20 protein-coding genes and 2 pseudogenes are annotated in these 26,307 nt (G+C 71.0%); 10 read left to right on the forward strand and 12 right to left on the reverse strand.

Features of this window, described 5'->3' with window-relative positions:
- Positions 1-353: 353 nt before the first annotated feature.
- A complete protein-coding gene (locus ACIRRH_RS34720; protein ID WP_403075430.1) occupies positions 354-2,672 on the reverse strand; it encodes an MMPL family transporter in 2,319 nt (772 codons plus the stop codon).
- 326 nt (positions 2,673-2,998) lie between these two features.
- On the opposite strand from ACIRRH_RS34720, the gene ACIRRH_RS34725 reads away from it, so the two are divergent.
- Positions 2,999-4,228, forward strand: coding sequence for a sensor histidine kinase (locus tag ACIRRH_RS34725; protein WP_403075432.1), 1,230 nt, complete (start codon positions 2,999-3,001; stop codon positions 4,226-4,228).
- On the forward strand, positions 4,225-4,926 hold the full coding sequence (locus tag ACIRRH_RS34730; RefSeq protein WP_403075435.1) for a response regulator: 702 nt from the start codon (positions 4,225-4,227) through the stop codon (positions 4,924-4,926). Before ACIRRH_RS34725 ends, ACIRRH_RS34730 begins: the two co-directional genes overlap by 4 nt.
- A gap of 370 nt (positions 4,927-5,296) precedes the next feature.
- On the opposite strand, the gene ACIRRH_RS34735 is transcribed toward ACIRRH_RS34730, so the two are convergent.
- From ACIRRH_RS34735 to ACIRRH_RS34745, 3 genes are all read right to left on the reverse strand, one after another.
- Positions 5,297-6,472: a serine hydrolase domain-containing protein gene (locus ACIRRH_RS34735; protein ID WP_403075436.1), complete on the reverse strand. Its 1,176-nt coding sequence runs from the start codon at positions 6,470-6,472 to the stop codon at positions 5,297-5,299.
- A gap of 115 nt (positions 6,473-6,587) precedes the next feature.
- On the reverse strand, positions 6,588-7,754 hold the full coding sequence (locus ACIRRH_RS34740; protein ID WP_403075439.1) for a serine hydrolase domain-containing protein: 1,167 nt from the start codon (positions 7,752-7,754) through the stop codon (positions 6,588-6,590).
- 548 nt (positions 7,755-8,302) lie between these two features.
- Positions 8,303-8,911 (reverse strand): transposase, encoded by a 609-nt coding sequence (locus tag ACIRRH_RS34745; RefSeq protein ID WP_403075579.1) that lies wholly within the window; start codon positions 8,909-8,911, stop codon positions 8,303-8,305.
- Positions 8,912-9,004: 93 nt separating this feature from the next.
- Between ACIRRH_RS34745 and ACIRRH_RS34750 the strand changes: the two genes are divergently transcribed.
- The 5 genes from ACIRRH_RS34750 (at position 9,005) to ACIRRH_RS34770 (ending at position 13,284) form a co-directional block, all read left to right on the forward strand.
- Positions 9,005-9,535: a hypothetical protein gene (locus tag ACIRRH_RS34750; RefSeq protein ID WP_403075441.1), complete on the forward strand. Its 531-nt coding sequence runs from the start codon at positions 9,005-9,007 to the stop codon at positions 9,533-9,535.
- A gap of 112 nt (positions 9,536-9,647) precedes the next feature.
- Positions 9,648-10,868 carry a tetratricopeptide repeat protein gene (locus tag ACIRRH_RS34755; protein WP_403075444.1) on the forward strand — a complete coding sequence of 407 codons (1,221 nt, stop codon included), beginning with the start codon at positions 9,648-9,650 and terminating at the stop codon, positions 10,866-10,868.
- 28 nt (positions 10,869-10,896) lie between these two features.
- Entirely contained in the window at positions 10,897-11,241 is a 345-nt protein-coding gene (locus ACIRRH_RS34760; RefSeq protein ID WP_403075447.1) for a hypothetical protein, read from the forward strand.
- The gene (locus tag ACIRRH_RS34765) at positions 11,238-12,296 is read left to right on the forward strand and encodes a caspase family protein (RefSeq protein WP_403075448.1); all 1,059 of its coding nucleotides are present in this window, start codon (positions 11,238-11,240) and stop codon (positions 12,294-12,296) included. The genes ACIRRH_RS34760 and ACIRRH_RS34765 overlap by 4 nt, the downstream gene beginning before the upstream one ends.
- 820 nt (positions 12,297-13,116) lie before the next feature.
- A complete protein-coding gene (locus tag ACIRRH_RS34770) occupies positions 13,117-13,284 on the forward strand; it encodes a hypothetical protein (protein ID WP_403075450.1) in 168 nt (55 codons plus the stop codon).
- Here ACIRRH_RS34770 and ACIRRH_RS34775 read toward each other — a convergent pair.
- The 3 genes from ACIRRH_RS34775 to ACIRRH_RS34785 all read right to left on the reverse strand — a co-directional run bounded on the left by ACIRRH_RS34775 (position 13,245) and on the right by ACIRRH_RS34785 (position 15,883).
- Entirely contained in the window at positions 13,245-14,372 is a 1,128-nt protein-coding gene (locus ACIRRH_RS34775; RefSeq protein WP_403075453.1) for a DUF4185 domain-containing protein, read from the reverse strand. The two genes, ACIRRH_RS34770 and ACIRRH_RS34775, sit on opposite strands and share 40 nt — an antisense overlap.
- Before the next feature lie 198 nt (positions 14,373-14,570).
- Positions 14,571-14,942, reverse strand: a complete 372-nt coding sequence (locus ACIRRH_RS34780; protein ID WP_403075454.1) for a hypothetical protein — start codon at positions 14,940-14,942, stop codon at positions 14,571-14,573.
- Between the two features lie 173 nt (positions 14,943-15,115).
- Complete coding sequence (locus ACIRRH_RS34785) at positions 15,116-15,883, reverse strand: TetR/AcrR family transcriptional regulator (RefSeq protein WP_403075455.1); 768 nt, start codon at positions 15,881-15,883, stop codon at positions 15,116-15,118.
- 107 nt (positions 15,884-15,990) lie between these two features.
- On the opposite strand from ACIRRH_RS34785, the gene ACIRRH_RS34790 reads away from it, so the two are divergent.
- Entirely contained in the window at positions 15,991-16,902 is a 912-nt protein-coding gene (locus ACIRRH_RS34790; protein WP_403075458.1) for an NmrA family NAD(P)-binding protein, read from the forward strand.
- 2 nt (positions 16,903-16,904) lie between these two features.
- On the opposite strand, the pseudogene ACIRRH_RS34795 reads toward ACIRRH_RS34790, so the two are convergent.
- Both ACIRRH_RS34795 and ACIRRH_RS34800 read right to left on the reverse strand, forming a co-directional pair.
- Positions 16,905-17,037 (reverse strand): annotated as a pseudogene (locus ACIRRH_RS34795) (IS5/IS1182 family transposase); the annotation flags it as partial.
- Between the two features lie 205 nt (positions 17,038-17,242).
- Positions 17,243-17,593 (reverse strand): hypothetical protein, encoded by a 351-nt coding sequence (locus ACIRRH_RS34800; RefSeq protein WP_403075460.1) that lies wholly within the window; start codon positions 17,591-17,593, stop codon positions 17,243-17,245.
- 93 nt (positions 17,594-17,686) lie between these two features.
- Between ACIRRH_RS34800 and ACIRRH_RS34805 the strand changes: the two are divergent.
- Positions 17,687-18,602, forward strand: a pseudogene (locus ACIRRH_RS34805) (IS982 family transposase).
- A gap of 17 nt (positions 18,603-18,619) precedes the next feature.
- On the opposite strand, the gene ACIRRH_RS34810 reads toward ACIRRH_RS34805, so the two are convergent.
- The 3 genes from ACIRRH_RS34810 to ACIRRH_RS34820 all read right to left on the reverse strand — a co-directional run bounded on the left by ACIRRH_RS34810 (position 18,620) and on the right by ACIRRH_RS34820 (position 23,621).
- Positions 18,620-21,577 (reverse strand): AAA family ATPase, encoded by a 2,958-nt coding sequence (locus ACIRRH_RS34810; RefSeq protein ID WP_403075463.1) that lies wholly within the window; start codon positions 21,575-21,577, stop codon positions 18,620-18,622.
- A gap of 356 nt (positions 21,578-21,933) precedes the next feature.
- Entirely contained in the window at positions 21,934-23,166 is a 1,233-nt protein-coding gene (locus ACIRRH_RS34815; RefSeq protein WP_403075465.1) for an ISL3 family transposase, read from the reverse strand.
- Positions 23,167-23,342: 176 nt separating this feature from the next.
- A complete protein-coding gene (locus tag ACIRRH_RS34820) occupies positions 23,343-23,621 on the reverse strand; it encodes a transposase (RefSeq protein ID WP_403075468.1) in 279 nt (92 codons plus the stop codon).
- Between the two features lie 2,093 nt (positions 23,622-25,714).
- Here ACIRRH_RS34820 and ACIRRH_RS34825 point away from each other — a divergent pair.
- A complete protein-coding gene (locus tag ACIRRH_RS34825; RefSeq protein ID WP_403075469.1) occupies positions 25,715-26,218 on the forward strand; it encodes a hypothetical protein in 504 nt (167 codons plus the stop codon).
- Positions 26,219-26,307: the final 89 nt, after the last annotated feature.

Consider the following 26,307-nt stretch of genomic DNA (forward strand, 5'->3'; position numbering starts at 1 on the left):
CACCGCGCTGGAGCATCAGCTCCTCGACCTCGCGGAAGCTGAGCGGGAAGCGGAAGTACAGCCACACGCAGTGCGAGATCACCTCCGCCGGGTACCGGTGGCCTTTGTACGACGGCGGCACGCTCCTCACGACAGGCCCCTCCGCGCCACGACCAACCCGGAGATCATCCCACCCACCAGTCAACGTGACAGCACCCGCCCCAAGCTCGTCGTCAGCGCTGACGCGCACCGGGTCGCCAGCCACGCTGGTTCGCGCCTGCTGGCGGATCCGGCCGGTGCCACCGCACTGACCAGCACGTTCTCCGAGGCACTGGGGCGGCTGCGCCCGTGTCGTCGTCCGAGCCGGCCGCGTCCTACGAGTGATGGCTCCGTCGGGCCCAGGAGGGGTCTGTGCCCTGTTCCTCCTGTGGCGCGTACGGCTGGGGGTAGGGGTGGGTGTCTTGGTGCGGCGGCGCGGGCCACTGGGACCAGGGCGGCGACTGCAGTGAGTGCGGTATGGCCGTGCGGTGCTGAGGGGTGGGTCGGGTGGTCGTGCGTCCGGGGCGCAGGGGCCACCACAGGCTGCGGCCGAGGACCGCGGCCAGGGCGGGCACCAGCACGATGGACAGCAGGAACGCGGAGAGCAGGATGCCGAGCCCGGTGGCGAAGCCGATCTGCTGGGTGGAGGGTTGCGGGGTCACCGCGAGGCTGGCGAAGGAACCGGCCAGGACGACGCCCGCCGTCGCGATGGCCGGGGCGGTGTGCCGGAGGGCGCGCGCGACTGCTGCCCGGGGCGGCCCGGGGTGTTCCATCTCTTCCCGGATCCGGTCGCTGATCAGGATGTTGTAGTCGGTGCCGAGCGCGACCACGAACAGGAACAGGACCAGGGGCAGCGTGAAGTTGACGCCCGGCTTGTCCATCGCGTGCTGGAACAGCAGGGCGGCCGCGCCGAGGGTGGCCGCGAAGCCGAGGCCGACGGAGAGCATCAGGACCACTGGTGCGAGCAGGCTGCGCAGCAGCAGGAGGAGGATCACCCCGATCAGTACCGCCGCGACCGGGAAGACCAGCCGAAGGTCGCGGCCGACGGCGGTGGAGACGTCGGCGAAGACGGCCGGGGTGCCGCCGACGTGCGCGGTCAGGTCGGCGGGTGTGCTCTGGGCGACGGTCGCGCGGATCGGGCCGGAGACCAGGTCGCGGGCCTGCTGGGACTGCGGGTCCTCGGTGAGGAACAGGTCGATCCGCGCGGCCTGCCGGCTCTCGCTCAGGACCGGCTTGGCCACCTGGCCGACGCCGGCGACCCCGGTGAGGCGCTGGGCCAGGCCGTCGAGTGCGCCGGGGGAGAGCGGGCCGGCGTTCTTGGTTTCGACGTAGACGCTGGTCGGGTCCGCCACGCCGGCGGGCAGGGCGCGGGAGATTTCGAGGGCGGTGGTCTGGGACGCGGTGCCTGGGCCGCCGCCCAGGCCGTAGTCCATCTTGATCCCGGCCAGCCCGCCGGCCAGGGCGCCCAGGAGGGCGAGCGAGGCGAGGACCATGGTCAGCGGCCGACGGGTCACCAGGTCGGCGAACCGGGCCGCGGTGCCGTCGCGGGGTTCGGCCTTGAGGGCGCGGGAAGGCCAGAAGAGCTTGCGTCCGCAGGCCGCGAGCAAGGCCGGCATCAGGGTGAGGCTGGCCAGCAGCATGACCAGGACCGAGACCGCGACGGCCGGGCCGAGCACCCGGAACTGGCCGAAGCTGGCGACCCCGAGAGTGGCGAAGGCGGCGACGATGGTCAGCGCGGCCGAGGTGACCGCGGTGCCGACTTTCTGGCTGACCTCGGCGGCGGTGGAGCGGTGGTGGCGATCGGGTCGGGCCCGCAGCTGCTCGCGGAAGCGGAACATCAGGAACAGGAAGTAGTCGATGCCGATGCCCAGGAGCACCACGCCGATGAGGCTGGGTACGGAGGGGTCGAGCTTGATGCCGGTGAGCAGCGCGGTGCCCACGACCGCGCCGGCGGCCACGCCGCTGATGAGGGTCACCGCGATCAGCGGCAGCAGGGCGGCCAGGACGCTGCGGAACACGAGGACGTGGAGCAGCACGATCAGGGCGAAGGAGCAGACGGAGGCGATGATCCCGATGGTCTTCCCGTCGTCGGCGGAGTCGACCTGGCCGGCGAGTGCGCCGGTGAAACCGGTTCGCAGGCCCTGGGCGGCGAACTCCGCCCGGGCGTTGTCCCGGAACGCCCGGAAGGTGTTCTCCAGGCCCGGGTCGGCGGGGTTGCCGGTGAGGTTGGCGGAGAGCAGCTCGAAGGTTCCGTCAGGTGCCGTCATGGCCGGACTGACCTGGGGGATCTGCGAGTAGTCCCGCTGGAGGGGCGCCGCGTCCTTGGGCTTGGGCATGGTGACCTTCAGGCGGCTCAGCCGCTTCGCCCCGGCGTCGATCTGCTCGTGGTCCGCGGGGGTCAGCGCCCGGCCGTCGGTCCGCGCGACCAGGACGGTCACCGGGTTGGAGTCGGGCTTCGTCCCGAAGTGGTCGTGGGCGATCTGCATGGCGGCGGCCGAGTCGTAGCTCTTCGGCAGGAAGTCGGCCGTCTGCGTTTGGGTCACCCGGTAGATCAAGGTCTGGCTCAGGACGGTCAGGAGCATTCCCAGGACCGCCCATACGGCGATCACCTTCCACGGATTCCTGGTGGAGAATCCGGTCAGGGCGCGGATCACGATGTCCTCCGGCTTCGGTGCTGTCGCCGGGGAGTTCCGGCACGTCTCCAGACCATCACGGCGTACTGGGCGTTCTCGTCCGAGCGGGGGAGGAGAACGCCGTCAGGACCTGGGCCCGGTACACGGCCCTGACCAGGACCAGGGGCCTGGTCAGGGATCGGTCCGGGGTGCCTGCCCGGGGCCGGGAGCCGCTGCCAGAATGGACCGCGGACGCTTCCCCCGGGGACCGCAGGCCGTTGCGGGAACGGCACACGGCTCACGGACGACGGTCGCGGTGAACCGGCGAAGGCCAGCGCCGCCCGGCCACAGAAAGGACCAGCACCAGCATGTCGACGCACCACCGTCCCCTGCCGCCGTCGCCGAGAGCCGACGGCCTGCCCTGGACGGCCAGTGACGCTCTGCTGGCCGTCGGGGCGGCCGCCCTGGACCTCCTCGGCTACACGGTCGGCGGTCCGGACGGAAGCCAGCCGATCGCCCTGACCGCGCTGGTCCTGCTCGTACTGGCGGCCATGCCGCTGCTCACCAGGCGCCGCTACCCGCTGGCGTCACTGGCGGTTGTGCTGGTCCTCGGCCTGGCACTGAACCTGAGCGGGCCGGTGCCGCACCACTTCAACTGCACGCTGTGCGTCGCGCTGTTCGCCGTGGCCCGCTCCCGCGGCATCGCGGTGGCGGCGCCGGCCGCCCTGGTGGCGGCCGCCGTGCCACTGCTGGGCCAGGGGTATCCGCTGCCCCCTCCGGCGGGGGACGTGGCGGCCAACGTGCTCGCTGCGGCGCTGGTCATCGTCGCGGCCGAGGTGCTGAAACGTTGGCAGCACGAGGTGGAGGTCAGGCGCAGGCTGCTCGCCGACCGCGCGGTGGCGCAGGAACGGCGCCGCATCGCACGGGAGTTGCACGACATCGTGGCCCACCACATCACCACCATGCAGCTGATGGCCGGCGGTGCCAGAGCGAACCTCGGGGGTGACACCGAGGTGGTGCGCGACGCCCTGGTCACGCTGGAGGGCTCCGGGCGGATGGCGCTGCGCGAGATGCGCCAACTGCTCGACGTGCTCCGGGCCGGCGACGCGCTGGAGGAGGCGGACGGGGCGCCGTCCGCGCCGCAGCCCGGTGTCGGGCACCTCGGAGGGCTCGTCGAGGAGTCCCGCAGGGCCGGTCTGCCCACGGAGTTCGCCGTCCTGGGGGAGGAGCGTCCGCTGCCGCCGAGCACCAGCCTGGCGGTGTTCCGGATCGTCCAGGAGTCCCTCACCAACACCCGCAAGCATGCCGGCCGGGCCCAGGCGCGGGTCCAGCTGACGTACCACCCGGACCGGGTCACCGTCGAGGTGTCCGACAACGGCGCCGCCGTACCGGCCGACACCCTGGTGGGAGCCCTGACGGGGGCGGGCGGTGCGGCCGGACCGAGGGCGGGCCGCACCGGGTACGGTCTGATCGGCATGCGCGAACGCGTCGCGCTGCAGGGCGGCAGCATGGTGGCCGGCGGCGTCGACGGTGGTGGCTTCCGGGTGGTGGCCACCCTGCCGGTGGCGCCGGCCGACGGAGAGGAACGGCTCGGATGACGGGAACCCAGGAGCGGATCAGGGTGCTGATCGCGGACGACCAGCCGCTGGTGCGGCGGGGCCTGGCCCTGATCCTGGCACCGGACCCGGCGTTCGAGGTGGTGGCCGAGGCGGACGACGGGCAGCGAGCGGTCGACCTCGCGCACCGGCACCGGCCGCACGTCGTGGTGATGGACATCCGGATGCCGGTTCTCGACGGGGTCCAGGCGACCGAGCGGATCGCGCGGGAGCTGCCCGCATGCCGGGTCCTGGCGCTGAGCACCTTCGACATGGACGAGTACGTGGTGGCTGCCCTGCGCGCCGGCGCCTCCGGGTTCCTGCCCAAGGACGTCTCCCCGGAGGAGCTCTCGGCGGCCGTGCGCACCGTGCACACCGGGGAGGCGGCGGTGGCGCCGCGCCTGCTCACCCGGTTGATCTCCACTTACGTCACCACGCCCCGCCTGCCGCAGTCGCCATCGCCGGTGCCGGTGTCCAGCCTGGGTGAACTGACGCCCCGTGAGATCGAGGTGTGGCACCTGCTGGCCACCGGCCTCGACAATGCCGAGATCGCGTCGGCGATGGGCATCAGCGTCTCCACGGTCAAGAACTACATCACCAGCATCTTCGCCAAGCTGAGTGTCCGCGACCGCGCCCAGGCGGTGATCGCGGCTTACGAGTCGGGCCTGGTGGAGGCCCGGTGCGCGAACCCGGCGGGCTGAAGCGGGCCGGGTCGGGCAAGGTTGAGCCGAGCCCGGCCGAGAGGTTGCGCAGATAGGCATGGACGGGTGTCCCGGCAGAAAAGCAGGCAAGAGGCCCCGGCGATCACGGAGTTGTTGTGACGTTCCGTGACTGCCGGGGCCTGGGCGGAGCACAGGTCTCCCCGGTGACCCGGGAACGTCGCAACTCCATGATTGCCAAGGCCTGTGCCTGTTCCGCTGTTGGGGTGCCGACACCGCGCCTGTCCGAGCGACCTCTGAGGTGGGCCGATTCCGGCAGCGGTACTTCGCGGACGGCCTCGCGGCCCCCGTCCACGGAAGCCGTGAGACCGTCCGCCCGGTGTCCGGCACGCTGTACACGCCGAGGGGTGAGTCAGCGGCAGAGGGCCGCGTCCAGGGCGTCCGCCATGTGCTGCGCGCCGACCCCGCCCGGGATGGTGGTGACCGTGATGGCGGCGGCGCGACCGTCGTCGGTGACCCCGTTGCGGGAGCGGTAGCCCGCGGTGGTCCCGCCGTGGCCCCAGGAGAGGCCGCCACAGGAGAGCGGCTTGCTCTGCAGGCCCAGCCCGTAGCGGACCCCCGGGCCCAGGAGCTCGGCGGGGACGGTGGTGCGCATCTCGGCGAGCTGCGCCGCGGGCAGGAGTCGGCCGCCGAGGAGCGCGGCGAAGAACGAGTTGAGGTCAGTGTTGGTGGAGACGATCGCCCCCGCCGCCCAGGCCGCCGAGGAGTCCATCTCGGTGTAGTCGATCGGAGGCGCGTCCGGCGAGCTGCGGTAGTAGCCGTGAGGGTGGGCCTCGTGGATGCGGGTGTCCCCGGGGGTGGGGAAGTAGGTGTGGCGCAGGCCGATGCGATCGATGACGCGCTTGGTGATCTCCTCGCCGACGGGCCGTCCGGTGACCTTCTGGATGAGGAGTCCGGCGACGATGTAGTTGGTGTTGCTGTACTCCCAGCTGGTACCCGCGGGGAAGCGGGCCTTCTGGGCGAGGGCGCTGTCGAGGAGGTCGCGGGGCTCGAAGTAGCGGTACTGGATCGTGGTGAAGTCCGGGAGTGCGGGGGTTTCCATGTAATCGGGCAGGCCGCTGGTGTGCTGGAGCAGCTGACGGACGGTGATGTCGCGTCCGTCGATGCCGCCGCCGCGCAGCAGGCCGGGGAGGTAGGTCTCGACGGACGCGTCGAGGCCGATCTTTCCTTCGGCGACGAGCTGGAGGACGACGACGGCGGTGAAGGCCTTGGTGTTGCTGCCGGCGCGTATCTGCCCGTCCACGGGGACCTTCGCCCCGGTGGCGAGGTCGCCGACGCCGGCGGTGTAGCTGTGGGTGCGGCCGTCGCGGCCCTTGACGGAGGCCAGCGCGGCGGGCAGGCCGTCGTCCTTCACCAGCGCGTTCAGGCCCGACTGGACGCTGTCCGGCCTGCCGCCCGCGAACGCCGCGGTCGGTGCCAGCGCCCCGGCCGTCATGACCCCGGCGGCCACGGAGGCCACGGCCACCGCCAACCCGCGCCGGCCACGGCGGCGTCGGTCGGCCCGGTTGTGCTGTACGTGCTCGTTCACGGAGGAACTCCTCTGCTGGAGGGCGGAATTGGTGGGGAGCGCGGGTTCTGCGCGCAGGTGCGCGCAGAACCCGCTGGTCGTACCGGTGCGGATGCTCAGGTCGGATCGGGGAGGGTCAGCGGCACAGGGCGGAGTCCACCGTGGCCGCCACGTGCTGCTTGACCGCGTCACTCGGGATCATGGTCACCGTGATGCTGACGGCGCGGCCGTCATCGGTGGCGCCCCCGGCGGTGTCGTAGCCCGGAATGGTCCCGCCGTGGCCCCAGTACACGCCACCGCACGACAGCGGCCGGCTCATCAGGCCCAGCCCGTAGCGGACGCCCGGAGCCACCTCGTCGGCGGGGACGGTGGTGCGCATCTCGGCGAGCTGCGCCGCGGGCAGGAGTCGGCCGCCGAGGAGCGCGGCGAAGAACGAGTTGAGATCGCTGCTGGTGGAGACGACGGCGCCCGCCGCCCAACCCCAGGACGGGTCCAGTTCGGTGTAGTCGCGGAACGAGCCGTCGGCTTCCTGGTTGTAACCCTTCGGGTGGGCCTCGTGGATGCTCATGTCCCCCGGGGTGGGGAAGTAGGTGTGGCGCAGGCCGATGCGGTCGACGATGCGCCGGTTGATCTCCTCACCGAGCGGCCGCCCGGTGACCTTCTGGATGATCAGGCCCGCCATCAGGTAGTTGGTGTTGCAGTACTCCCAGCGCGTGCCCGGGACGAAGTGAGCCTTCTGGGCGAGTGCCGCGTCGAGCAGTTCACGCGGTTCGTAGTACCGCGTCGCACCGGCGAGGATCGTGGCCTTGTCCACGTACTCGGGCAGGCCGCTGGTGTGCTGGAGCAGCTGACGGACGGTGATGGTGCGTCCGTCGATGCCGTCGCCGCGCAGCAGACCCGGCAGGTAGGTCTCGACGGGGGAGTCCAGGCCCACCTTTCCTTCGGCGACGAGCTGGAGGACGACGACGGCGGTGAAGGGCTTGGTGTTGCTGCCGATCCGAACCTGCCCGTCCACCGGGACCTTGGCTCCGGTGGCGAGGTCGCCGACGCCGGCGGTGTAGCTGTGGGTGCGGCCGTCGCGGCCCTTGACGGAGGCCAGCGCGGCGGGCAGGCCGTCGTCCTTCACCAGCGCGTTCAGGCCCGACTGGACACTGTCCGGCCTACCGCCCGCGAACGCCGCGGTCGGTGCCAGCGCCCCGGCCGTCATGACCCCGGCGGCCACGGCGGTCACGACCGCCACCGCCCGGTGCCGGCTGCCCCGGCGGGAGAGCGGGAAGCGACTGTGCGGTGCATGCTCGTACACGAAAGGACCCCTCCGATGAATGGCGCCGGTGATTCCCGGCCTTGATCAAGAGGACCATTCGGGGGCAGGGGAGTTCGTCCGCACCCAGGACGAAACCGCGCCCGGGAGCAGACTCCGGGAGTCGCCCCCGGCCAGGACCGTACTCCTGGCCATCGGTGCCGATCGGCCCGCTGCTCCTCGCCCGCTCTCGTATCCCTGGCCATGAACACGGTCAGCTTCTTCCAGGCCCGTGCGGACTGGCGCAGCGTCTGAGTACGCCGAGTGTTCGACGATTTCGAAGTCGCCAAAGCCTTGGACAGAGCCTGCTCCCGTCCGAAGCGCTCGTCAGGGCGTTGCCGACGCCGAAGTCGCGATCGCCCAGTGTCTGATGAAGGACGCCGGACCACTGGGTGGGGAGCGGGCCGATCTTCCGTGACGTCGCCGGTGGTTGCGGCATGGATGGTCACGTGCTGGTGGTGGATGGTGATGGTGTTGAGCGCGACGTTGTCGGTGTGGTGGAACCAGAGGTCCTGGCGGAAGATTTCAGGTCCAGTGAGACGGTCGTGACGTTATGGGGTTTGTGGTGCGGGTTCCCTGCGTGTGGCTGGGTCGTTGATCCATGCCGTCTTTGGGATCTCGGGTGGTTTGGGGCGGCGGCCGAAGCGTTCGGGGTGCCGTGCGTAGGCCTCGGCGAGGGTGATGGCCCGCTGGTCACGGATCTCTTCGGCGGTGCCGAAGTGGACGCTGGCGGGCGTGTGAAGTCCGATGCCCGAGTGCCGGTGATCGTGGTTGTAGTACGAGATGAAGGCGTCGAACCATTCGCGGGCGCGGGCCAGGGAGTCGAACCGCTCGGGATAATCGGACATGTACTTGGTGGTCTTGAACTGGGCCTCGCTGTAGGGGTTGTCGTTGGAGACCTTGGAGCGCGAGTGACTCCTGGCGACGCCGAGATCGATCAGGAGCTGGGAGACCTTCTTCGAGGTCATCGAGGTGCCCCGGTCGGCGTGCACGGTCTGGGGGGCGATGCCGTTGCGCGCGATGGTCTCGCGGATCAACTCCTCCGCCCGCTCGGCTGACTCGGCCGCCTCGACGGTGTGGCCGACGATGTAGGAGCATCGTCGTGTCGAGCGGCGCCCCGCCGGTGGCGTCGGCGAGCGCGCCTGTGCACAGCACGACAGTCGGCCATCTCTTCAGTTCAACTGTCCAATCCTTTCGGGTAGTTACCGGTCGTTCCTCTGTGCAAGCCGCTGGTTCCCTGCGAGACTGCGCGGGTGTCTAATGGCCCCGCGTTACTCGCAGCGCTTGCCGCCAGCGACGGTGTTCGCATCACCTCGGTCGATCCGGCACCGGGGGACGCCTATCGGGTCGCGATGGCCCGCGTCGTCAATGGCCATACGGCCGGTACGGCGACGTTCCTTTATCACACGGGGGCGTCGCCCTGGAGTATTGGGGCGGTGCTGTCCCTGCAGGTCCAAGCGGCATCGGGAGCCGATCCGAGGTTCACGCCGCACGTACTGGCCGATTGGGCCGCCAAGGAGTATCCCGGCGGTTCCGCCGAAGCGGCCGGACAGCTGCACGGTCTGCTGGGCCCGGGTCGGTACGAGCTGTACATGGAGACCTACCTGGATGCCGCGCACGCGTCGGGCACGCGGCTCGCTGCAGCCGTGGAGCAGCAGGAAAGGAGCGAAACCGCAGCCCGAGCCCGAGCCGGAGCTGGGGGCGGTGCAGGCTGTGCGCTCGTTCTGCTCGCGTTGCCTGGGGTCACGCTCGTCGCGACGGTGATCGCCCAGGTTCGCGGATAGCGGTTTTCACCTCTGGAGGCTTCGAGGCTGTACTGGCCTTCGACGGGCTCCGGGATCAGACGTCTGGTTCTTCACGGGAGGCGCTATGGGCGGGTCTGCAGACACTGAAGTGATGGTGCAGCGCTCGTGGCAGCTCTGGGAGGAGGGCGAGCACGAGGCGTCGGAGCGGCTGCTGCGGAAAGCCGCAGCCATGGGCAGCGTCCAGGCTTCGGCGATCCTGGGACGGATCCTCCAGCAGCGCGGTGCCCATGACGAGGCATGGCCTTACTGTGTGGCCGCCGCTGAGGGCGGCCACGAATTGGGGTTCCTCGGACTGGGGGAGCGCTGCGAGAGGCACAACGACGACGCGCAGGCCGAGAAGTACTACCGGCAGGCGATCGCGGTCGCGCAGGCGGCCGCGACGCGGTCCCAGGCGCGGGTCCTGCTGGCCCGGCTCAAGCATCGACAGGGCGAGGCCGCCGACGCGGAACGGTGGTACCGGGAGGCGGCCGAAACCGGCTATCCAGACGGGATGTTCATCTACGGCGCCTATCTCGACATGCTTGGGCGCGGCGACGAGGCCGAGCCGTGGCATCGGCGATGCGCCGAGCAAGGCGTCCCCGGGGCCTTCGCCTCGCTGGGCGCACTTGAGCTGGCCAGGGGAAACCTGGCCGAGGCCGAGGCCTGGTATCGGCGGGCCGCCGACGCAGGCCACATGTCCTCCGTCTTGGAACTCGGCCTTATGGCCCACAGGTCCGAAGACCTGCCCCAGGCCGAGCAGTGGTACCGCAAGGCGGCGCACAGCGGGATGCCGATGGCGATGAGCCTGCTGGGCGACGTGATATCGCGCTCCGATCCTGAGGAGGCCGAGCACTGGTACCGGCAGGCCGCCACGGCCGGAGTCACCGACGCCATGATGAGGCTCTCCCACCTGACCCGGCTGCGCGGGGATCTCGGCGAATCGGAACAGTGGCTGCGCCAGGCAGCTGAGGGCGGCGACGGCATGGCCATGTACCTCGTCGGGCATGGGTTCGAGGAACGTGGGGAACTCGGCGAGGCAGCGCGCTGGTACGAGCGCGGAGCCGAGGCCGGCAACTCAGCCGCCACCTTCCAGGTGGGCTGGCTTCGGCACGGGCAGAACGACCTCGTCGAGGCCGAACGGTGGTGGCGCCAGGGCGCCGAGGCCGGCCATGGTCCCACGATGGTCATGCTGGCCACGCTCCTGGGTGCGACCGGCCGCGGCGCCGAAGCCGCGATCTGGGGCGAGCGGGCCGCACAGACCGGCGACGAGATGGCCCTGGACCTGCTGCGCAAAGTCCAGGAGCAGCTTCGGCAGAACGGAACGGGCGCTTAGCGGCGCCGGATCGAAGGGATACCGCACGGTGGACATCACGATCACTCTCATCGGCGAATCGGCGGCGGCCGACCTGGAGGGCCTCGCCGCCTGGCTTGCCGAGGAGGACGAACTGCGCGGCCGTGTCACCGTCCCGGCTCCCGCCGTACGGGCTGACGAGATGGGCGGCATAGCCGACACCCTGGTCGTCGCGCTCGGGGCACAGGGAGCCGGGGCGATCCTGGCCACCGCCGTCTCCACTTGGATCAAGCACCGCCGCCCCTCCGCGGACGTCGAGTTCTCCCGGGAGGGCGGGATGTCGGTGAAAGTCTCCGTCCGCGACGCGAACCCTGAGACAGTGGACGCCCTCGTGCGCAAAGCCCTGGAACCGTGAGTCGGCTCCCCGACCCCCGTAAGTCCCGGGCCGTACTTCTGGGCACGAGCGCATTTCACGACCGCACACTGCCCGCGCTTCCCGCAGTTGCGAACAACCTCTCGGAGATGCGGAACATCCTGGTCAGCGAAGCGGGCACCGGCCTGCTCCCGGGCAGTTGCTGGACCTACCTCGACGCACCGCTCGCCGTCCTCGGCCCAGCTCTGGCCGCCGCCGCCTCGCAGGCCGAGGATATGCTGCTGATCTACTACGCGGGACACGGTCTGATCGGCGACGACGGGGAGCTCTACCTTGGCCTGCCCGACACGCACGCCGACCGCGAACTCATCGCCTGGACCGCCCTGCCGTTCCCCCTGGTCCGCAGAAGACTGGCCACCGCACGGGCCGCCAACCGAATACTGATCCTGGACTGCTGCTTCTCCGGCCGCGCCACCGCCAGCGCCATGACGGACAGCACGTCAATCGTGGCGGCACAGCTCGACGTCGCCGGCACCTACACCCTGGCCTCATCGCCCGCGAACCGAACCTCGAGCGCGCCAGTCGGCGCCGAGCACACCGCTTTCACCGGTGCCTTGATCCGAATAATCCGGCACGGCAGCGAACTGGCGCCCGACCTCCTCACCCTGAATGCAATCTACGAAGGCCTGTACCGGCAACTGTCGGCGGCAGACCTGCCACGCCCCGAACAACGCAACACCCGTACGGCGGCCAACCTCGCCCTTGCCCGGAACCACCGGCGCACCGCGGATACCCAATCCTTGCGGCAGGCTGCCGCACGGCTCGCCCGCCTCGGGGACGAGGCGGGCGCGGAAAGCCTCTACCGCCAGGCAGTGAGCGCCGGCGACGTAGAGGCTATGGCGGACCTCGCCCGGTTCCTCCACCGCCGCGCAGACGGGCAGGCAATGCTCTGGCGGCGCAAGGCGGCCGAAGCGGGCCACGCGGCCTCGATGCTCGCGCTCGGGCGGTACTACCAGTCGATCGGCATGCCCGATGAGGCGAGATCGTGGTTCGAGCGCGCCGACATAGCCGAAACATCAGTCACTGATGACGAATAGGTGTCGATGCGCGGCCGCCACGGGTCGACGACCATGCTCGCGGAGTCGATCCCGCAGGCCGTCACCGGCAGCGGGTCACCGGGCGCGTCCGGATCGGAGCCAGTGGCGTGCACGACCAGGAGGTCCGGCTGCTGCGGCTGCTCGATCACCACGAGGACGCCCACCACCCCACCCTGCGCCCTCGCCCGGGCGCCCACGCCCGGCACCACCACACCCGGTGACCGGCTAACAGGACACCGCACGGCCCGGTGAGTTCGGCCCGGCACACTTGGTGAGTCTCGCCGCGGCCAAACTCCCCACCGCGGGTCAGCACATTGGTGGCCTCCCGTCCCGGGCGGCGTTTCGTCCCGCCACAGGACGCGGGGCGAAACCCGCCCGGCCGAACCGGCTGCTGCTGCTGCGCCCGCAGCCGCTGTCCCGGCCGACGACGACCGCTGGGGCGAGCACGGCCGCTACCTGCTCAGCCTGGCCGACGTGTTGCGCCGCAAGCTGACCGCCTTCCTGGAGGAGACCGAGACCGGCGACCCGGTCGCAGCCTTCAAGGAACTGACGCTCCGGCTGCCCGGCTACAGCTCCCGCGTCTTCGCCACCGCGCAGGACATCCGGGACAAGACCCGCTGGCCCGACCTCACCGAGTCCGAGCGCGTCAGCCGGCGCCTGGTCGAGCGGATCGACCTGTGGGGCGACGACGCCGGTTCGACCGACGACGGACCAGGACCACAACGGTTCCGCCTCGCGGGGCGAAACCCCGGACGCCGGCGAGGACCAGGAGCAGCCCGTCCCGGCGGTACCGGCCGACGCCGAACCTGCCCCGCCGGTTGTGCTCCCTCGCCAGCAGGACGACGACCCGCTGCGCCCGCCGTCGGAGCCGTACCTGCGCGGTCTGGGCCGCTACGACCTGATCCGCAACGCCGGAGAGCTGCTCGGCCCCGGGTGTGCGGGCGGCGCTCAGGACACCATGTTGATCCGGTACTGCATGATCCGGTAGTTCCTCGGGTCCGGGACGTACCACTGGCTGACGACGATGTGGAAATTGCCGAAGGTCGAGCCGGGGATGACGAAGCCGCCGTAGGGGCTGAGGACGAGGTTCCCTGCCTCCTGCCCCGGGTCGCAGGGGAGGATCATGGTCTGCTCCGGCGTCCTCGTCAGGTCCGAGGTCGGCAGCGGGAAGACCATCGCCCTGATCGACAGCGGGTCCATGTTCAGCCACGTGAGCACGTACTTGCCGTCCATGGCGCGGAAGCAGATCTCGCCCCACTTGCGGGTGCCGAAGACGGTCGTCGGGGCAGGCGCGTTCCACCGCCAGCCGTTGTCATAGCCCCACGGCTCGTAGGCGCCCGGGTCGCCGAGGCTCTCCTTGCGGACCCGGTGCAGCAGCATGCCCGAGTCCACGTCCCGGTTGAAGACCGTGGACAGGACGTAGCAGTAGCCGTCGTCGGCCACCGCGTACGTCTTCTGCTGGAACTGGCCGCCGTGCAGGTCGGCCGGCCACTTGCACAGGTACTCCCAGGTCTCCCCGTTGTCGAAGGAGCGCCAGAAGTCGGTGTGGTGGGTGTCGTAGAGGACGCCGCGCATGAGGTGCATGTACATCACGCCGTCGACGACGAACACGTCGGAGGGGATCGCCGTCGTGCGGTGGTCGCCGACCGGGTTGTGCGGCTCGTCGACAAGGCTGCGGGCGTGGTCGCCGCCGACGACGCCGTCGATTCGCAGGTTGTTCAGGTCCGCGCTACTGGAGCGCAGGCCGGCGGGGGCGTACCAGTTGCCGTCGCCCACCCCGTTGCCGTCGAAGGTGTCGCCGCAGACGAAGAGCATGCTGCCGTCGGGACACCGCACGGGGATGCCGAGGTCCGTCCACGGTGCGCCGAGCCACCCCGTCTCGGCGTCGCCGCTGAGGTTCTTCACCTTGGTGGCGATCGTTGGGATGGTCGGGTCGTTGGGCCCGCCGGCGACGGCCGCGGGGGTGCCTGAGCCGATTGCCGCCGTCCCGACGACCGCGCCGAAGCCGATCTTGAGGAGCCTGCGGCGGGAGGGCCCCGCGGTCGTCGTGTCGTTCCCGCCCGTTGTGTGCGTCATGCTGTCGATGGCCTTTCCGCGTCGATGGACTGCTGCGGCTGCGAAACGCGTCGCGCACCTCGGTCGAGGCGAGGCTACGGCGGCCGGGCGCCGGTTCATCGTTCGGTGACGGACCTTCACTCGAACTGACTACGTACCAGGCGGGGCCGGTCGGACCCGGCGCCACCTGCGTTCTGCCGGCAGGGGCGGGAGGGCGTGTCATCGACCGGCCGTGTCTCCAGCCGGGAGCGGCTCCCACGCGGCCAGGGCCGGCGCGTCGTCGATCACCGCGCACAGTACGGGCAGCTCACGTACCGGGTCGTTCAGCACCGTGACCGGCGTCGCCGCGACCAGCGCGCACACCGCCGTGAGCGCGACCCGTTCCCCGGGCGCCAGTACCGGCAGGCCGCCGGCGTAGGGGTTGCCGGTCACCAGGCCGGCGGCCAAGGCGTAGCGCAGCTCGTCGTCGAGCTGTCCCTCGCCGCCGGGGACGATCTCCCGGCCGCTGGCCTGCTCCATCGCGTCGGCGGCCCGCTCCAGCACCGCGCGCTCCGCCGCGGACCCGGTGCCCGAGGTCCTGGTCGACGACACCCTGGCCACCGCCGCGCCATAGCTCCAGGCGAGCCGCCACGGGATTCGACGGGGAGCCGGCTTCCTCTCTGGCGCCGCCGCTGCGGAGGCGGTGCTGGCGCGCGGTGACGAGGGCGCGCCACCGGGTGCGGATGGCCTGGGGAGCATCCACCGGGTGGACCGGACGTTTCCGGTCAGCCCGCGAGGCGCCGACGGCGGGCCCGCTGGCGGCAGGTGGCGCCGCAGTAGCGCACCGGTCGGCCGGTGGGTCGGACGGCGAGCGCGGCCCCGCACTCCTCGCAGCACGCGACCGCGTCCCCGCGCACACCACGCGCACCGGGGCCGCCGGGGCCGGCGGTTCCGTCACGAAAGCCCCGGACTTCCGTGACGGAACCGGGGAGACGCAATCCGTCCAGGGTCAGCCGGACGAGCCTGCGGCCCGCCGGTCGATCACGGCGCGCGTCGAGCATCGCGACGCACCCGAGGGTGAGGGCGGCGACGTCGTCGGGGCCGACGTCGGCGCGGACGCCGCCGACCCGCTGCGCCGCCTCCAGCAGCGCCGCCAGGACCTGGCGGAACCTCAGCACGGCGGCCGTGAGCACCGGGCGCGGCCAGCTCGCGTCGGCGGCCACGACGTCGCAGAGGGGGCCGCGCCGGTGGGATGTCTCGACGACGTCCAGGACGAACCCGAAGAACGCCTCGGTGGGTGCGAACCGGGCCATCCGCCGTTCGCCGGAGGCGACCAGGTCGGTCAGCTGCTGGGCGAACACCGCCTCCAGGAGGGCCTGCTTGCTCGGGAAGTGCCGGTACACGGTGCCGGCGCCGACGCCCGCCCGGCGGGCGATCTCGCCCAGCGGGACATCGAGCCCCTGCTCGGCGAACGCCTCGCCGGCGGCGGCCAGCACCCTGGCCCGGTTGCGGCGGGCGTCGGCCCGGTCGCCGCCGCCGATCACTGCGGTCATGTCACGAAACCCCTTGTTTCCCCGGAGTCAAACGGGTTGGAGTATTCCAGATGGATCGAGCTCACCACAGCGTCCCTGGGCACGACCCCGGGGAGAGGGAGGACAACATGACCGACAACACCAGCACCGCCCGGGGCACCGTTGCCGTGACCGGCGCCACCGGCCGGCAGGGCGCCGCGACGGCACGGCGGCTGCTGGCCGGCGGCCGGGCGGTGCGCGCACTGGTCCGGGACCCGTCCTCGCCCGCCGCCGTGGCGCTCGCGGAGGCCGGAGCCGAGCTGGTCCGCGCGGACTTCGACGAGCCGTCGGGCCTCGAACCGGCGCTGGCCGGCACCGCCGCGCTGTTCGCCGTACCGCCGGTGGCCTACGGGCCCAAGGGCACCGACCACGAGCTGGAGTTCACCCGCGGCCGGGCGCTGGCCGACGCGGCGGCGGCCGCGGGAGTCCGCCAGGTGGTGTTCACCGGCGTCGCCTCGACCTCCGGCGCGGCGTTCGCGGCCCCGGGGAAGCGGCGCGTCGAGCAGTACCTGCGCGAGCGGTTCCCGCTGGTGACCGTGCTGCGCCCGGTGCGGTTCATGACGAACTACTTCGGGACCGGCGTCGGCCTCGACGGGATCGTCGACGGCGTCCACCGGCACCTCTTCGCCCCGCACGAGCCGCTGCAGGTCATCGCCTTGGAGGACATCGCCGAGTTCGCGGCCCTGGCCTTCGAGCAGCCGGAGCGGTTCGCCGGGCGGACCCTGGAGCTGGCCGGCGATGACCTCACCCCGGTCGAGGCCGCCGCCGCGATCAGTGCCGCGACCGGCATCCCGGTGCGCTACGAGTGGGTCACCCACGAGGAGGCGGCCGCGCTGAACCCGGAGTTCGCCGAGGTCCGCCGGCAGTGGGCCACCGGACACCGCTGGCACGCCGACATTGAGGCGCTGCGCGTCATCCACCCCGGACTGCGCACCCTGGCCGACTGGCTCGCCGAAACCGGCGCCGCCGCCCTGCGCGCCCACCAACTCGGCGCGCAGTAGCGGCAGGCCAGCGACCAGGGCTCGCTGGGAGGGCCGGAGTTTGCAACGGCGGTCACCCTCCCGGGTGACGATGAGCATGGTGACCCACTCAACGAGCGCGTGAGGCAGGTCCAGTGCGGCAGGATAGGTGACCAACGAGGCTTCCTGGCTGGTTGTTTGAGACGTGAGACATCTCGCTCAACCGCCCGGGAGCCTCGTTCGTTCTGCCCTCATCCCGACCACCAGGCCGTCACCCGATCGGTGGCCTCTCTGAATAGGCTCGATCTCTAGATGACTGATGCCAAGGGTTAGCGGTCGTATGCGGTCAACAAGCGTGGCCGTCCGTCGGTTCGAGGCTTGGCTATGGGCGGACAGGGCGTTCGGCGAGGAGTTCGCCGCTATCCGGGTCATAGAGTTCGATGGTGCAGCGGTGGCCGATCCGGCCGAAGGTGTCGATCAGTTCCGTGATCCCAGTGATCGCGATCTCGCCCGTGAAGGTCACCGGGTCCAGCGGGAGCACTGACAACCGGGCGTAGGTGTGCTCAGCTTCGAACTCTGTCCAGGACTGCTTGCGTACCCGCCAGCCCCACGCGAAGAGGATCTCTGTCACCTGCTGGGCGTCGGCAGCCGTCGGCACCGAGCCGGCGATGTCGACGGTGAGGGCCTGATCGTCGAACGCCGGGCTGGGGCCCCAGCCGGAATAGAACGTCACGGCCGCAGCGTAGAGCCGGACGCTCCGACAACACACCCGGTTATCGCCCGCCGTCGGAGCATGAAATGAGGCGAGGGAGTCCAGAGATCGGTTGTGACGCCAGACCTGGACTCCCTCGCCACCGCACTTTACGTGAAGACCGACGACCTGTTGAAGGACTCGCCGCATCTGGCCCCCTGGCGGCCCGAGATCGGGATCGCACCCCGGCTCAGCGACGCCGAACTGGTCACCCTCGCGGTGATGCAGGCCCTGCTCGGCTTCACCTCCGAACGTCGCTGGGTCCGCCACGCCCGCGCCCACCTGCGGCACCTGTTCCCGTACCTGCCCGGGCAGTCGGGCTACAACAGACGACTGCGCAAGGCTGCCGACCTGATCGCCCGCGTGAACCGCCTGCTCGCGACGGACACCTCGCTGTGGACGGACACCGTGTGGGTCGTCGACTCCACCCCGGTCGAGTGCGGACGCTCCCGGGAGACCGTCAAGCGGTCCGACCTGGCCGGCTGGGCCGGTTACGGCTACTGCGCCAGCCACTCCCGGTTCTTCTGGGGACTTCGGCTGCACCTGGTGTGCACCCTGCACGGCCTGCCCATCGCATTCGCCCTGACCGGGGCCAAAGCCGACGAACGCGAGACCCTGCTCGGCATGTTCGACACCGGGCCGGGCCTGCTCACCGGCCGGCCCGGACAGACCCTGATCGGCGACCGGAACTACTTCGGCGCCGCGTTCGAACAAGAACTCCGCGAACGGGATGTCCGGCTGCTGCGGCCCGCCCGTAAAGGCGAACCGCAGCGGCCCGGATCAGGGCTGTTCAGGCCACTGAGGCAGATCATCGAGTCGGTCAACCAGACCTTCAAGGCCCAGCTCGACCTCGAACGCCACCAGGGCCGCACCCCCCGGCGGGGTGACGGTCCGCGTCCTGCAACGCGTCCTCGCACTCACCGTCGGGATCTGGCACAACGACCGTACCGGCCAGCCCGTCATGCGCTCGCTGATCGCCTACGACCACTAACCCTTCGCATCATTCATCTAGGCGTCGATGTCCTCCGGGTGGAAGAGGCGGAGGTCGTCGACGGTGGTCTCCAGGCCCGTGCGTTCGCGGTCGCGGAGGCGGCGGGCCTGGGCGGTCTGGACGGCGGCGAGGAGTTTGCGGACCTCGCGGGCGTTGCCGAGGGCGTAGTCGGGGGCGTGGGTGGTGAGGTGGGAGCGCACGGCGGCCAGGGTGTCGGCGGGGAGGGTGTAACCGGCGGGTTCGGCCATCCGGACCAGGATCTCGACGAGTTCGTCGAGGCCGTAGGCGGGGAACTCGACGGTGGCGGAGAAGCGGGAGGCGAGGCCGGGGTTGGCGGCGAGGAAGGACTGCATCTCGTCGGTGTAGCCGGCCACGATGACGACGACCTCGTCGCGGTGGTCCTCCATCAGCTTCACCAGGGTGTCGATCGCCTCCTGCCCGTAGTCGGGCCCCGAGCCGGCCGGGCGGACCAGGGCGTACGCCTCGTCGATGAACAGCACACCGCCGCGGGCCCGTTCGAAGGCCTCGGCGGTCAGGGCCGCGGTCTGCCCGGTGAACGCGCCGACCAGGCCCGCGCGGGAGACCTCGACGACCTGCCCGCGGGCGAGGACGCCCAAGGCCGCGAGCAGCGAGCCGTACAGCCGGGCGACGGTGGTCTTGCCCGTCCCGGGCGGGCCGGAGAAGACCAGGTGGCTGGGCAGCGGGTCGGCGGGCAGGCCGGCCGCGCGGCGGCGCCGGGCCATCACGATCAGGTCCATCAGGTCCCGGATCTGCTGCTTGATACTCTCCAGGCCCACCATGGCGGAGAGTTCGCCCAGGATGGCGTTCAGCTGGTCGGTGTCCCTGGCCTCGCCGAAGCGTGTGCCCAGGCCGCGGTCGACCACGCCGTTCAGGTCCTCGGGCAGGAGCTGCACCAGTTCCTCGGGCGAGGGGTCGTCGTGGTCGGCCAGCCGCAGCGCCTGCTGCTGGATGGCGGCCTCGAAGATGCGCCGGGCCTCGCGCCCGTTGCCGAACGTCGCGGTGCGCCGGGCCTGCTGGAAGTGGGCCTTCAGGGCCTCGCGTGTGCCGTCGGCGAGGACGAAGTCGAACTGCGCGGTCAGCCCCTCGACGATGGCGACGAGTTCGTCCGGGGTGTAGTCCTCGAACTCGATGGTGCGGGAGACCCGGGACTGGAGGCCGGGGTTGGCGGAGAGGAACTCGCGCATCTCGGCCGAGTAGCCGGCGAACACGACGACGACCTCGTCCCGGTGGTCCTCCAGCAGCTTCACCAGGGTGTCGATCGCCTCCTGGCCGAAGTCCGTGCCCACGCCGAAGCGGCGGGAGAGGGTGTAGGCCTCGTCGATGAACAGCACGCCCCCGCGGGCGTTGTGGAAGACGGCGGTGGTCTTCTGGGTCGTCTCGCCGAGCACCTTGCCGACCAGATCGGCGCGGGAGACCTCGGTGACGTGGCCGTCGGCGACCACGCCCAGGGCGGCCAGCAGCCGCCCGTACAGCCGGGCGACGGTGGTCTTGCCGGTGCCCGCGGAGCCGGAGAACACCATGTGCCGCCCGATCGACGGCCCTTGGGCCACCCCCGCGCGGCGGCGCTGCTCGGCCACCCGCAGGAACTTGACCAGCTTGCCGATCTCCTCCTTGACCTCGCGCAGGCCGATCATGGCGTCCAGCTCGGTGAGCAGCGCGTCCAGGGACGCGTTCGGGGCGGAGGTCGGCGCCGTACTGCCGGTCGGCCGTTCGGCGGACGGGACGGACGGGCGGGGCGGCGCCGACGGCGGGGCGGGGGTAGTGGCAGGAGCTGTGGTGGAGTTCGGCGTCGGCTGGAAGTCCCGCAGGTCGCCCTTCTGGTTGGCCGTCGAGACCAGTGCCTTGATGTCGGCGTCGGCGCCCCGGAACACGATGAGCCCGGGGCCCTCGGTCCTGGTGACGGTGACGTTGCGCAACCGGGCGGGCCCGCCGGGCATGAGCACCAGGCCGGCGTCGGCGTTGCGGGTCAGCTCGACCGCGGTCATGGTGAGCGCGCCGTCGTCGCCGAAGCCGACGCCGACCTTGTTCCGCTCGATCCGGCCGCCGGTCACCTCGGTCCGGCTGCCGCCCCCGCCGCCGGCCGCGAGCCCGAGGTCCGTCGACCCCTCGATGACGCAGTTGGTGAGCGTGGCCGCGGCGCCGTCGTCCACGACGGCCCCGTTGCGGCGGGCGTCCTGCACGGTGACCCCGTCGGCGGTCAGGACACCGCGGGTGGTGCACCAGACGCCGTCCATCGCGGCCGCGGTGATCCGCAGCCCCTCCACGGTGGCGTGGGCGTCGTCCCGGACCACGAGCCCGCACAGCTTGGAGCCGGAGACGGAGCCGCCGCGGATCGCGGCCCTGGCGTGGGCGTCGACCATGATCCCGGCCTGGTCCGGGCCGTCGATCTCGCACTGCTCGATCAGCGGGTTGGCCCGTGCGGTGACCCAGATCCCGTGCTCCCGGGCCCCGTTGACCCGGCAGTTGCGCACGCTCACCCGGGCGCCGTCACGCAGCGCGATCCCGCACGCCCCGGCGCCGATCACCTCGGTGCCCTCGATCACGCCGGCGGCGTCCAGGTAGGCGATGCCGGCGTCGCGGGCGGTGCTCCCGCGCAGGAACAGCTCCGCGCCGCTGCGGGCCGACACGCTGGTGGCCGACCGACTCACGAACTCGCAGTCCTCCACCACCGCGGTGCCGCCGACGACGCTCAGCGCCAGCCCGTCCGGGTGCCAGTTGCGCAGGACCAGGCGCTGGAGCGTCGTGCGGCCCTCGATCTGGAGGTTGTGCTCGTCGGAGCAGTCGATCACGACGGACCCGCGCGGGCCGAGCGCGGTGATCGTCGCCGTTCCCCAGAACCGGTACGCCTCGGTCCGGTAGTGACCGGGCGTGATCGCGATGTTGACCGCCCCGGCCGGGGCTGCCTGCAGCGCATCGCTCAGCGTCCGGTACGCCCTCGGCTCCGTCTGCGACACCAGCAGATTGAACATCCACACCCCATTGCCCCGACCCACGATGACCCGAGACGTGATCGTATGTCAGGGCCCGGACTGCGCCGACCTGTGGTGTCGGTCGACGGATCAGGGACGGAGTGGGGGATGGGAGTTTGAAGACAGGCTCTAGTCGTGATTGTAGCCGCGGAGATCGGCACGTTGTGCCAGCTCGGCAGGGCACCAGGGGCAGACTGCAAGAGCGTCCTGTGCCGGGTTGCAATCTTGGTCGGCTGCAAGGGTAAATCGTGGGCGCGTGAATGAGTAGACGTCAGCTGCCGTGGGCGAGATCGATGTGGTGGCGGAGGGCCGTTTTGGGGCTCTCCTGCTTGATGTGTGGGTCATGCTGTCGCGGGTTGGCGTCCCGGCAGGGTAGGGCGGGGGCCCGCGAGGGTGAGCATGACCAGGGCGATGACGGCGTCGGCCGAGTGGAAGCCGAAACCGCGGCGGATGATCAGTCGAGTCTTGGTGTTGGTGGACTCGATCAGCCCGTTGGACAGGCCGGTGATCAGCGCGGCGCGGATGGCGTCGTAGTGCCGGGTGATCGTGCGCTGGAGATCGACGAAGGCGGGGATGCGGCAGCGGCGGGCCCAGCCGATCCACTGGTCCAGGGCCTTGAGGGCGGCGGTGGGACGGCGCTTGGCCAGGGCGAAGACGGCCCGCAGGGCTTCCTTCAATCGCCAGGCGCGGTGGAGCCTGGGATCGGTAGCGGCGATCCAGGCCAACTTGGCCACCTGGCGGTCGGTCAGGTCCTCGCCGTTCTTCCACAGCGCGAAGCGGGAGTCCTTCAACGCCCTCGCCTTCTCCCGGTCACCGAGCTCGTGCCGGGCCCGGTTCCACGAGGCCCGGCGCTCGGTGTTCAACGCCTCGGTCGCCCAGGCAACCACGTGAAAGGGATCCATCGCCCGCAGCGCGCCCGGTGCCCGCTCGGCAATGACCTGGGCGATCCAGGCAGCGCCATCGGCACTGATGTGCGTCAGCCGCGCGGCTCGAACCTCGCCGAGTTCGTCGAAGAACCGGGCGAGGACGTTGGTGCCGTGGCCGTCGGCCATCCAGACCACGCGGGCGGTGTCGTGGTCGACCACGACGGTCATGTAGCGCTGGCCCTTGCGGTAGGAGATCTCGTCGATCCCGATCCGAGCAAGCCCCGCCAGCCGGTCCGCGCCCCGGTCGCGGTCGGCGGTGTAGCGCTCGACGATCCTGCCGACCGTGCGCCAGGTGCAGCGCAACAGCTCGGCCGCGGCGCTTTTGGAGCATTCGGCGGCCATCCACGCGGCCTGCTGGTCGAAGGCCAGGGTGTGGCCGGCGTCGTGCCGGGCCCATGGCACCGCTGCCACGGTCGGGCCGTGCCGGGGGCAGGCGACCCGCGGGGCGTCGGCCTCCAGGAACACCCGCACCGCCCCGTGGTCCAGGTCCCGCCACCGGCGTCGGCCGCGTCCCCGGTCGTACCAAGGAGCCGGGCGTCGGCACAGTCCGCACCGTCCACGCCGCCGCGCGTCAGGCCGTACCGACGCGACTGCACATTGTTCTGATTTGTCCCAGCGCACCGTCTCGACCACGGTGTTTTCGACCATCAGGGTGCGCTTCCATATGCTGAAGGCAGGCACGCCGTCTCTCTGCTTGATCCAATTTGGGCTTCGACACCTCAAGGGTCACAGAGGACGGCGTGTTTCACGTCCAGCCGTAGATCAGCGCACCCACACATACGGCAGGAGAGCCCGTTTTGGGGCTCTCCTACGTGATGTGTGGGTCATGTTGTTGAGGGTTGGCGTCCTGGGAGAGTGGGGCTGGGGCCTGCGAGGGTGAGCATGACCAGGGCGATTGCGGCGTCTGCGGAGTGGAAGCCGAAGCCGCGCCGGATGATCAGTCGGGTCTTGGTGTTGGTGGACCTGATCAGTCCGTTGGACAGGCCGGTGATCAGAGCGGAGCGGATGGCGTCGTAGTGACGCGTGATCGTGCGCTGGAGGTTGATGAAGCCGCTCGACGCACCCGCCGACCCCGCCCCCGGGGGTCGTGTCCCCGCGCACATCGGGCAGGCAGGGGGCGGCGGTGTAGCGGCTCAGCAGCTGCCCCGGCCCAGCCCGGCCCAGGGCGGCGTGCGGCCGCCACCCGGTTGGAGGCGACCTCGGACCCGTTCGACATGGAGCCGGGTCAGTCCGGCCGGAGGGGGCAGTCGGCCAGGCATACGACACCACGTGAGTGGCTCCAAACAACCAGCGAAACCCACTTTTTCACGGCGCGCCTTCCGGCTTGCCGTCGATCACGCGCAGCAAGCACGCCTCCCGGCCCACCACCTTCAGTCGCCGGCGCCGCACCGGGCCACTCGTCTCCCCCAGAACGTTGCCGCGCTGGTGACGGGGCTGGTGGTACGTACCCCTGCATCCCGAAGCGGCCGCCTTGGTGACGCACTCGGCCCAGCTGAGCACGCGCCACCCGGCAGCGCGGGCCATCCTGGAAGGCGGCGGGCCAGCCGTGAACCCCCGAGCACGGCTGGCCCCGAACATAGTCGTCCAACTGCGTGACCGGCGCCCTTCGCATAGCCCGGCCACGCGCTGCCAGGCACTGACGCCCGGCCTGGGACACGGCGGCGCGCGGGAGGACGGGAGTATTCCCCGATCGACGGAATTCGGACGGTCGCCCACATCCTGGAGAGGCGCGAGGCGCGGTCGTGCTCCCGGTGCGGCACCGACCTCACCGGCCGGTTCCCCTAGCGGGTCCCCGCGCTGTCCGCGTTGCCGGTCGGCTTGGTCCTCGACGGCGTTGCCGCCGGTCCGGATGGCCAGCTGAACTTCACCGTGCTGCTGCCCACCCCGGCGGCGCGGGCCGCGACCGGGGTCCAGGTGCTGTACGGCGCCTTCGACGTCCTTGCCGTGCCAGGACGGGCCATACGCGAGTCGACGCTCCGGGAGCGGTGGACCGCGCTGGAGACGGTCCTGGCCGGCGGAGTGCGCGGGCCCGGCCAGGTAGTGGACCGTCGACCGGTGCAAGGGCTGCGCGCGGCCCGGGATTCCGCTGGGCGGGAACTCCGTGGATCCTTTCCCGTAATGCGGGTTCCTGGTGCCGCGCTCAGCCCTTCCGTACTGCAGTCTCCGGCGGCGGTGGCTAGCGTCCTCGACGAAGCAAAAGCTTCGGTGTCCGGCCCAGCGGAATGGCCCTGATGGGCCGGTTCGGTCAACTGCTGATCTGGTACGAGGAGGGGTCGTCTGTCGTGGACTGGCTTCATTTCGAAATGGCCAAGTTCACCATGCAGGAGCGCATCCGTGAGGCGGATCATGCGCGTCTGGTTGCGGAGGCGCGGCGGGGACGCCGTCGCCAACGGCTGCCGATCCGGTCCTGGCGCAGCCGCCGGAATCCGGCCAGGGCCGTCCCGGGCACTGCCTAGCAGTCCGCACAGCCGCCCTCTCTGGCGCCTCGTCAATTCTGAGGACCGGGGTATTCGGGGCTTTGCGATAAAATCACTCCCAGGGACATTCATGCCAGTCTCGATTCGGCCGGCGAAGGCCGATCCCATTCTCCGTGATCCGTCTGCCGGAGTTCGCGCTGTACTGACGGTTCCGCATGTTCCGCACCTGCTGTTGGCCTCGCTCGTCGGTCGTCTTCCGGTGGCGTCCGCGCCGTTGGCCATTCTGCTGTGCGCGGTGGCCGCGGGAAGCGGCTACCTGTGGGCCAGCGTCGTTGCAGGGCTCTACGGCCTCGCGGCGACGATCGGCCAGCCTGTGCTCGGCCGCCTGGTGGATCGGCATGGGCAGCGCCTTCCGCTGATCGCGGCCGCGACCACGTCCGCAGCAGCCATGATCGCCCTCGCGGTCCTCGACCCCCGACAGCGGCTTCTTACCGTAGGCGCGTCCGTCGCTGCCGGCCTCGCTACCCCGCCCCTGTGTACGCGGGGGGCTCCCACTCACGCGCCGCACTCGTCGCGACCGGCGCCCCCGTGGCCGAAACGCTCGACGAAGCGCTCACCATCGCCAGCACGCTGCCGCTCACCGAGCTCAGGGCCCGAGCAGCACGGGTCCCCACCGCGGCCTGACACGGCGACCGCAGCGCCATCTGGCGCTGCAGCGCACCCACCTGACCACCCGGCCACAACACAGCACACCCGCCACCCGACGAAAGGCAGACCTGATGACGACCATCACGACCACGCGCAGCCGTCTCACCTCGCGCACACGAAAGGCCCTCCTCACGGCCGCCGCCCTGACAGCCGCGAGCAGCGCCCTGATCCCCGGCGCTGGCCAGGCGCAGGCCGCCAGCTCCTGGAGCAACGGCTGGGGCACCTACAGCGCCCCCTTCCGCTGCACCAACGGCAGCCACGAGGAGGCCGTGTACTTCTGCCTCTACTACAACTCCGGTGCGAACGGTGCCGTCTGGAAGTCCCCGTACAGGCTGTGGAACTTCAACCGCACCTGGACCACTCCCTTCGAGCGCGACCAGTACGGCTCCAACGGTGCCGGCCAGCGCGTCTACCACAACGCGGCCAGCGCGGAGAACGACACCAACAACTGCAACCTCGGCGTGTACTCGAACTGGAACACCGACGGCGACGTCACCTGGATCCCGCCCCTTCGTGGCGGCAACCTCAACTCTTACGTCAAGAACAAGAACGAGAGCGCGGCGCTCTCCTGCTAGCCCGGCCTGCCACCACAGGCGCCCGGCGCCGGACTCCTTCGCAGCAGACACGACCAGCGCAGATCCGCCCGAAGGCGTTGCCCTCCCGC

The organism is Kitasatospora sp. NPDC101235 (genome assembly GCF_044767505.1).
Taxonomy (GTDB): Bacteria; Actinomycetota; Actinomycetes; order Streptomycetales; family Streptomycetaceae; genus Kitasatospora.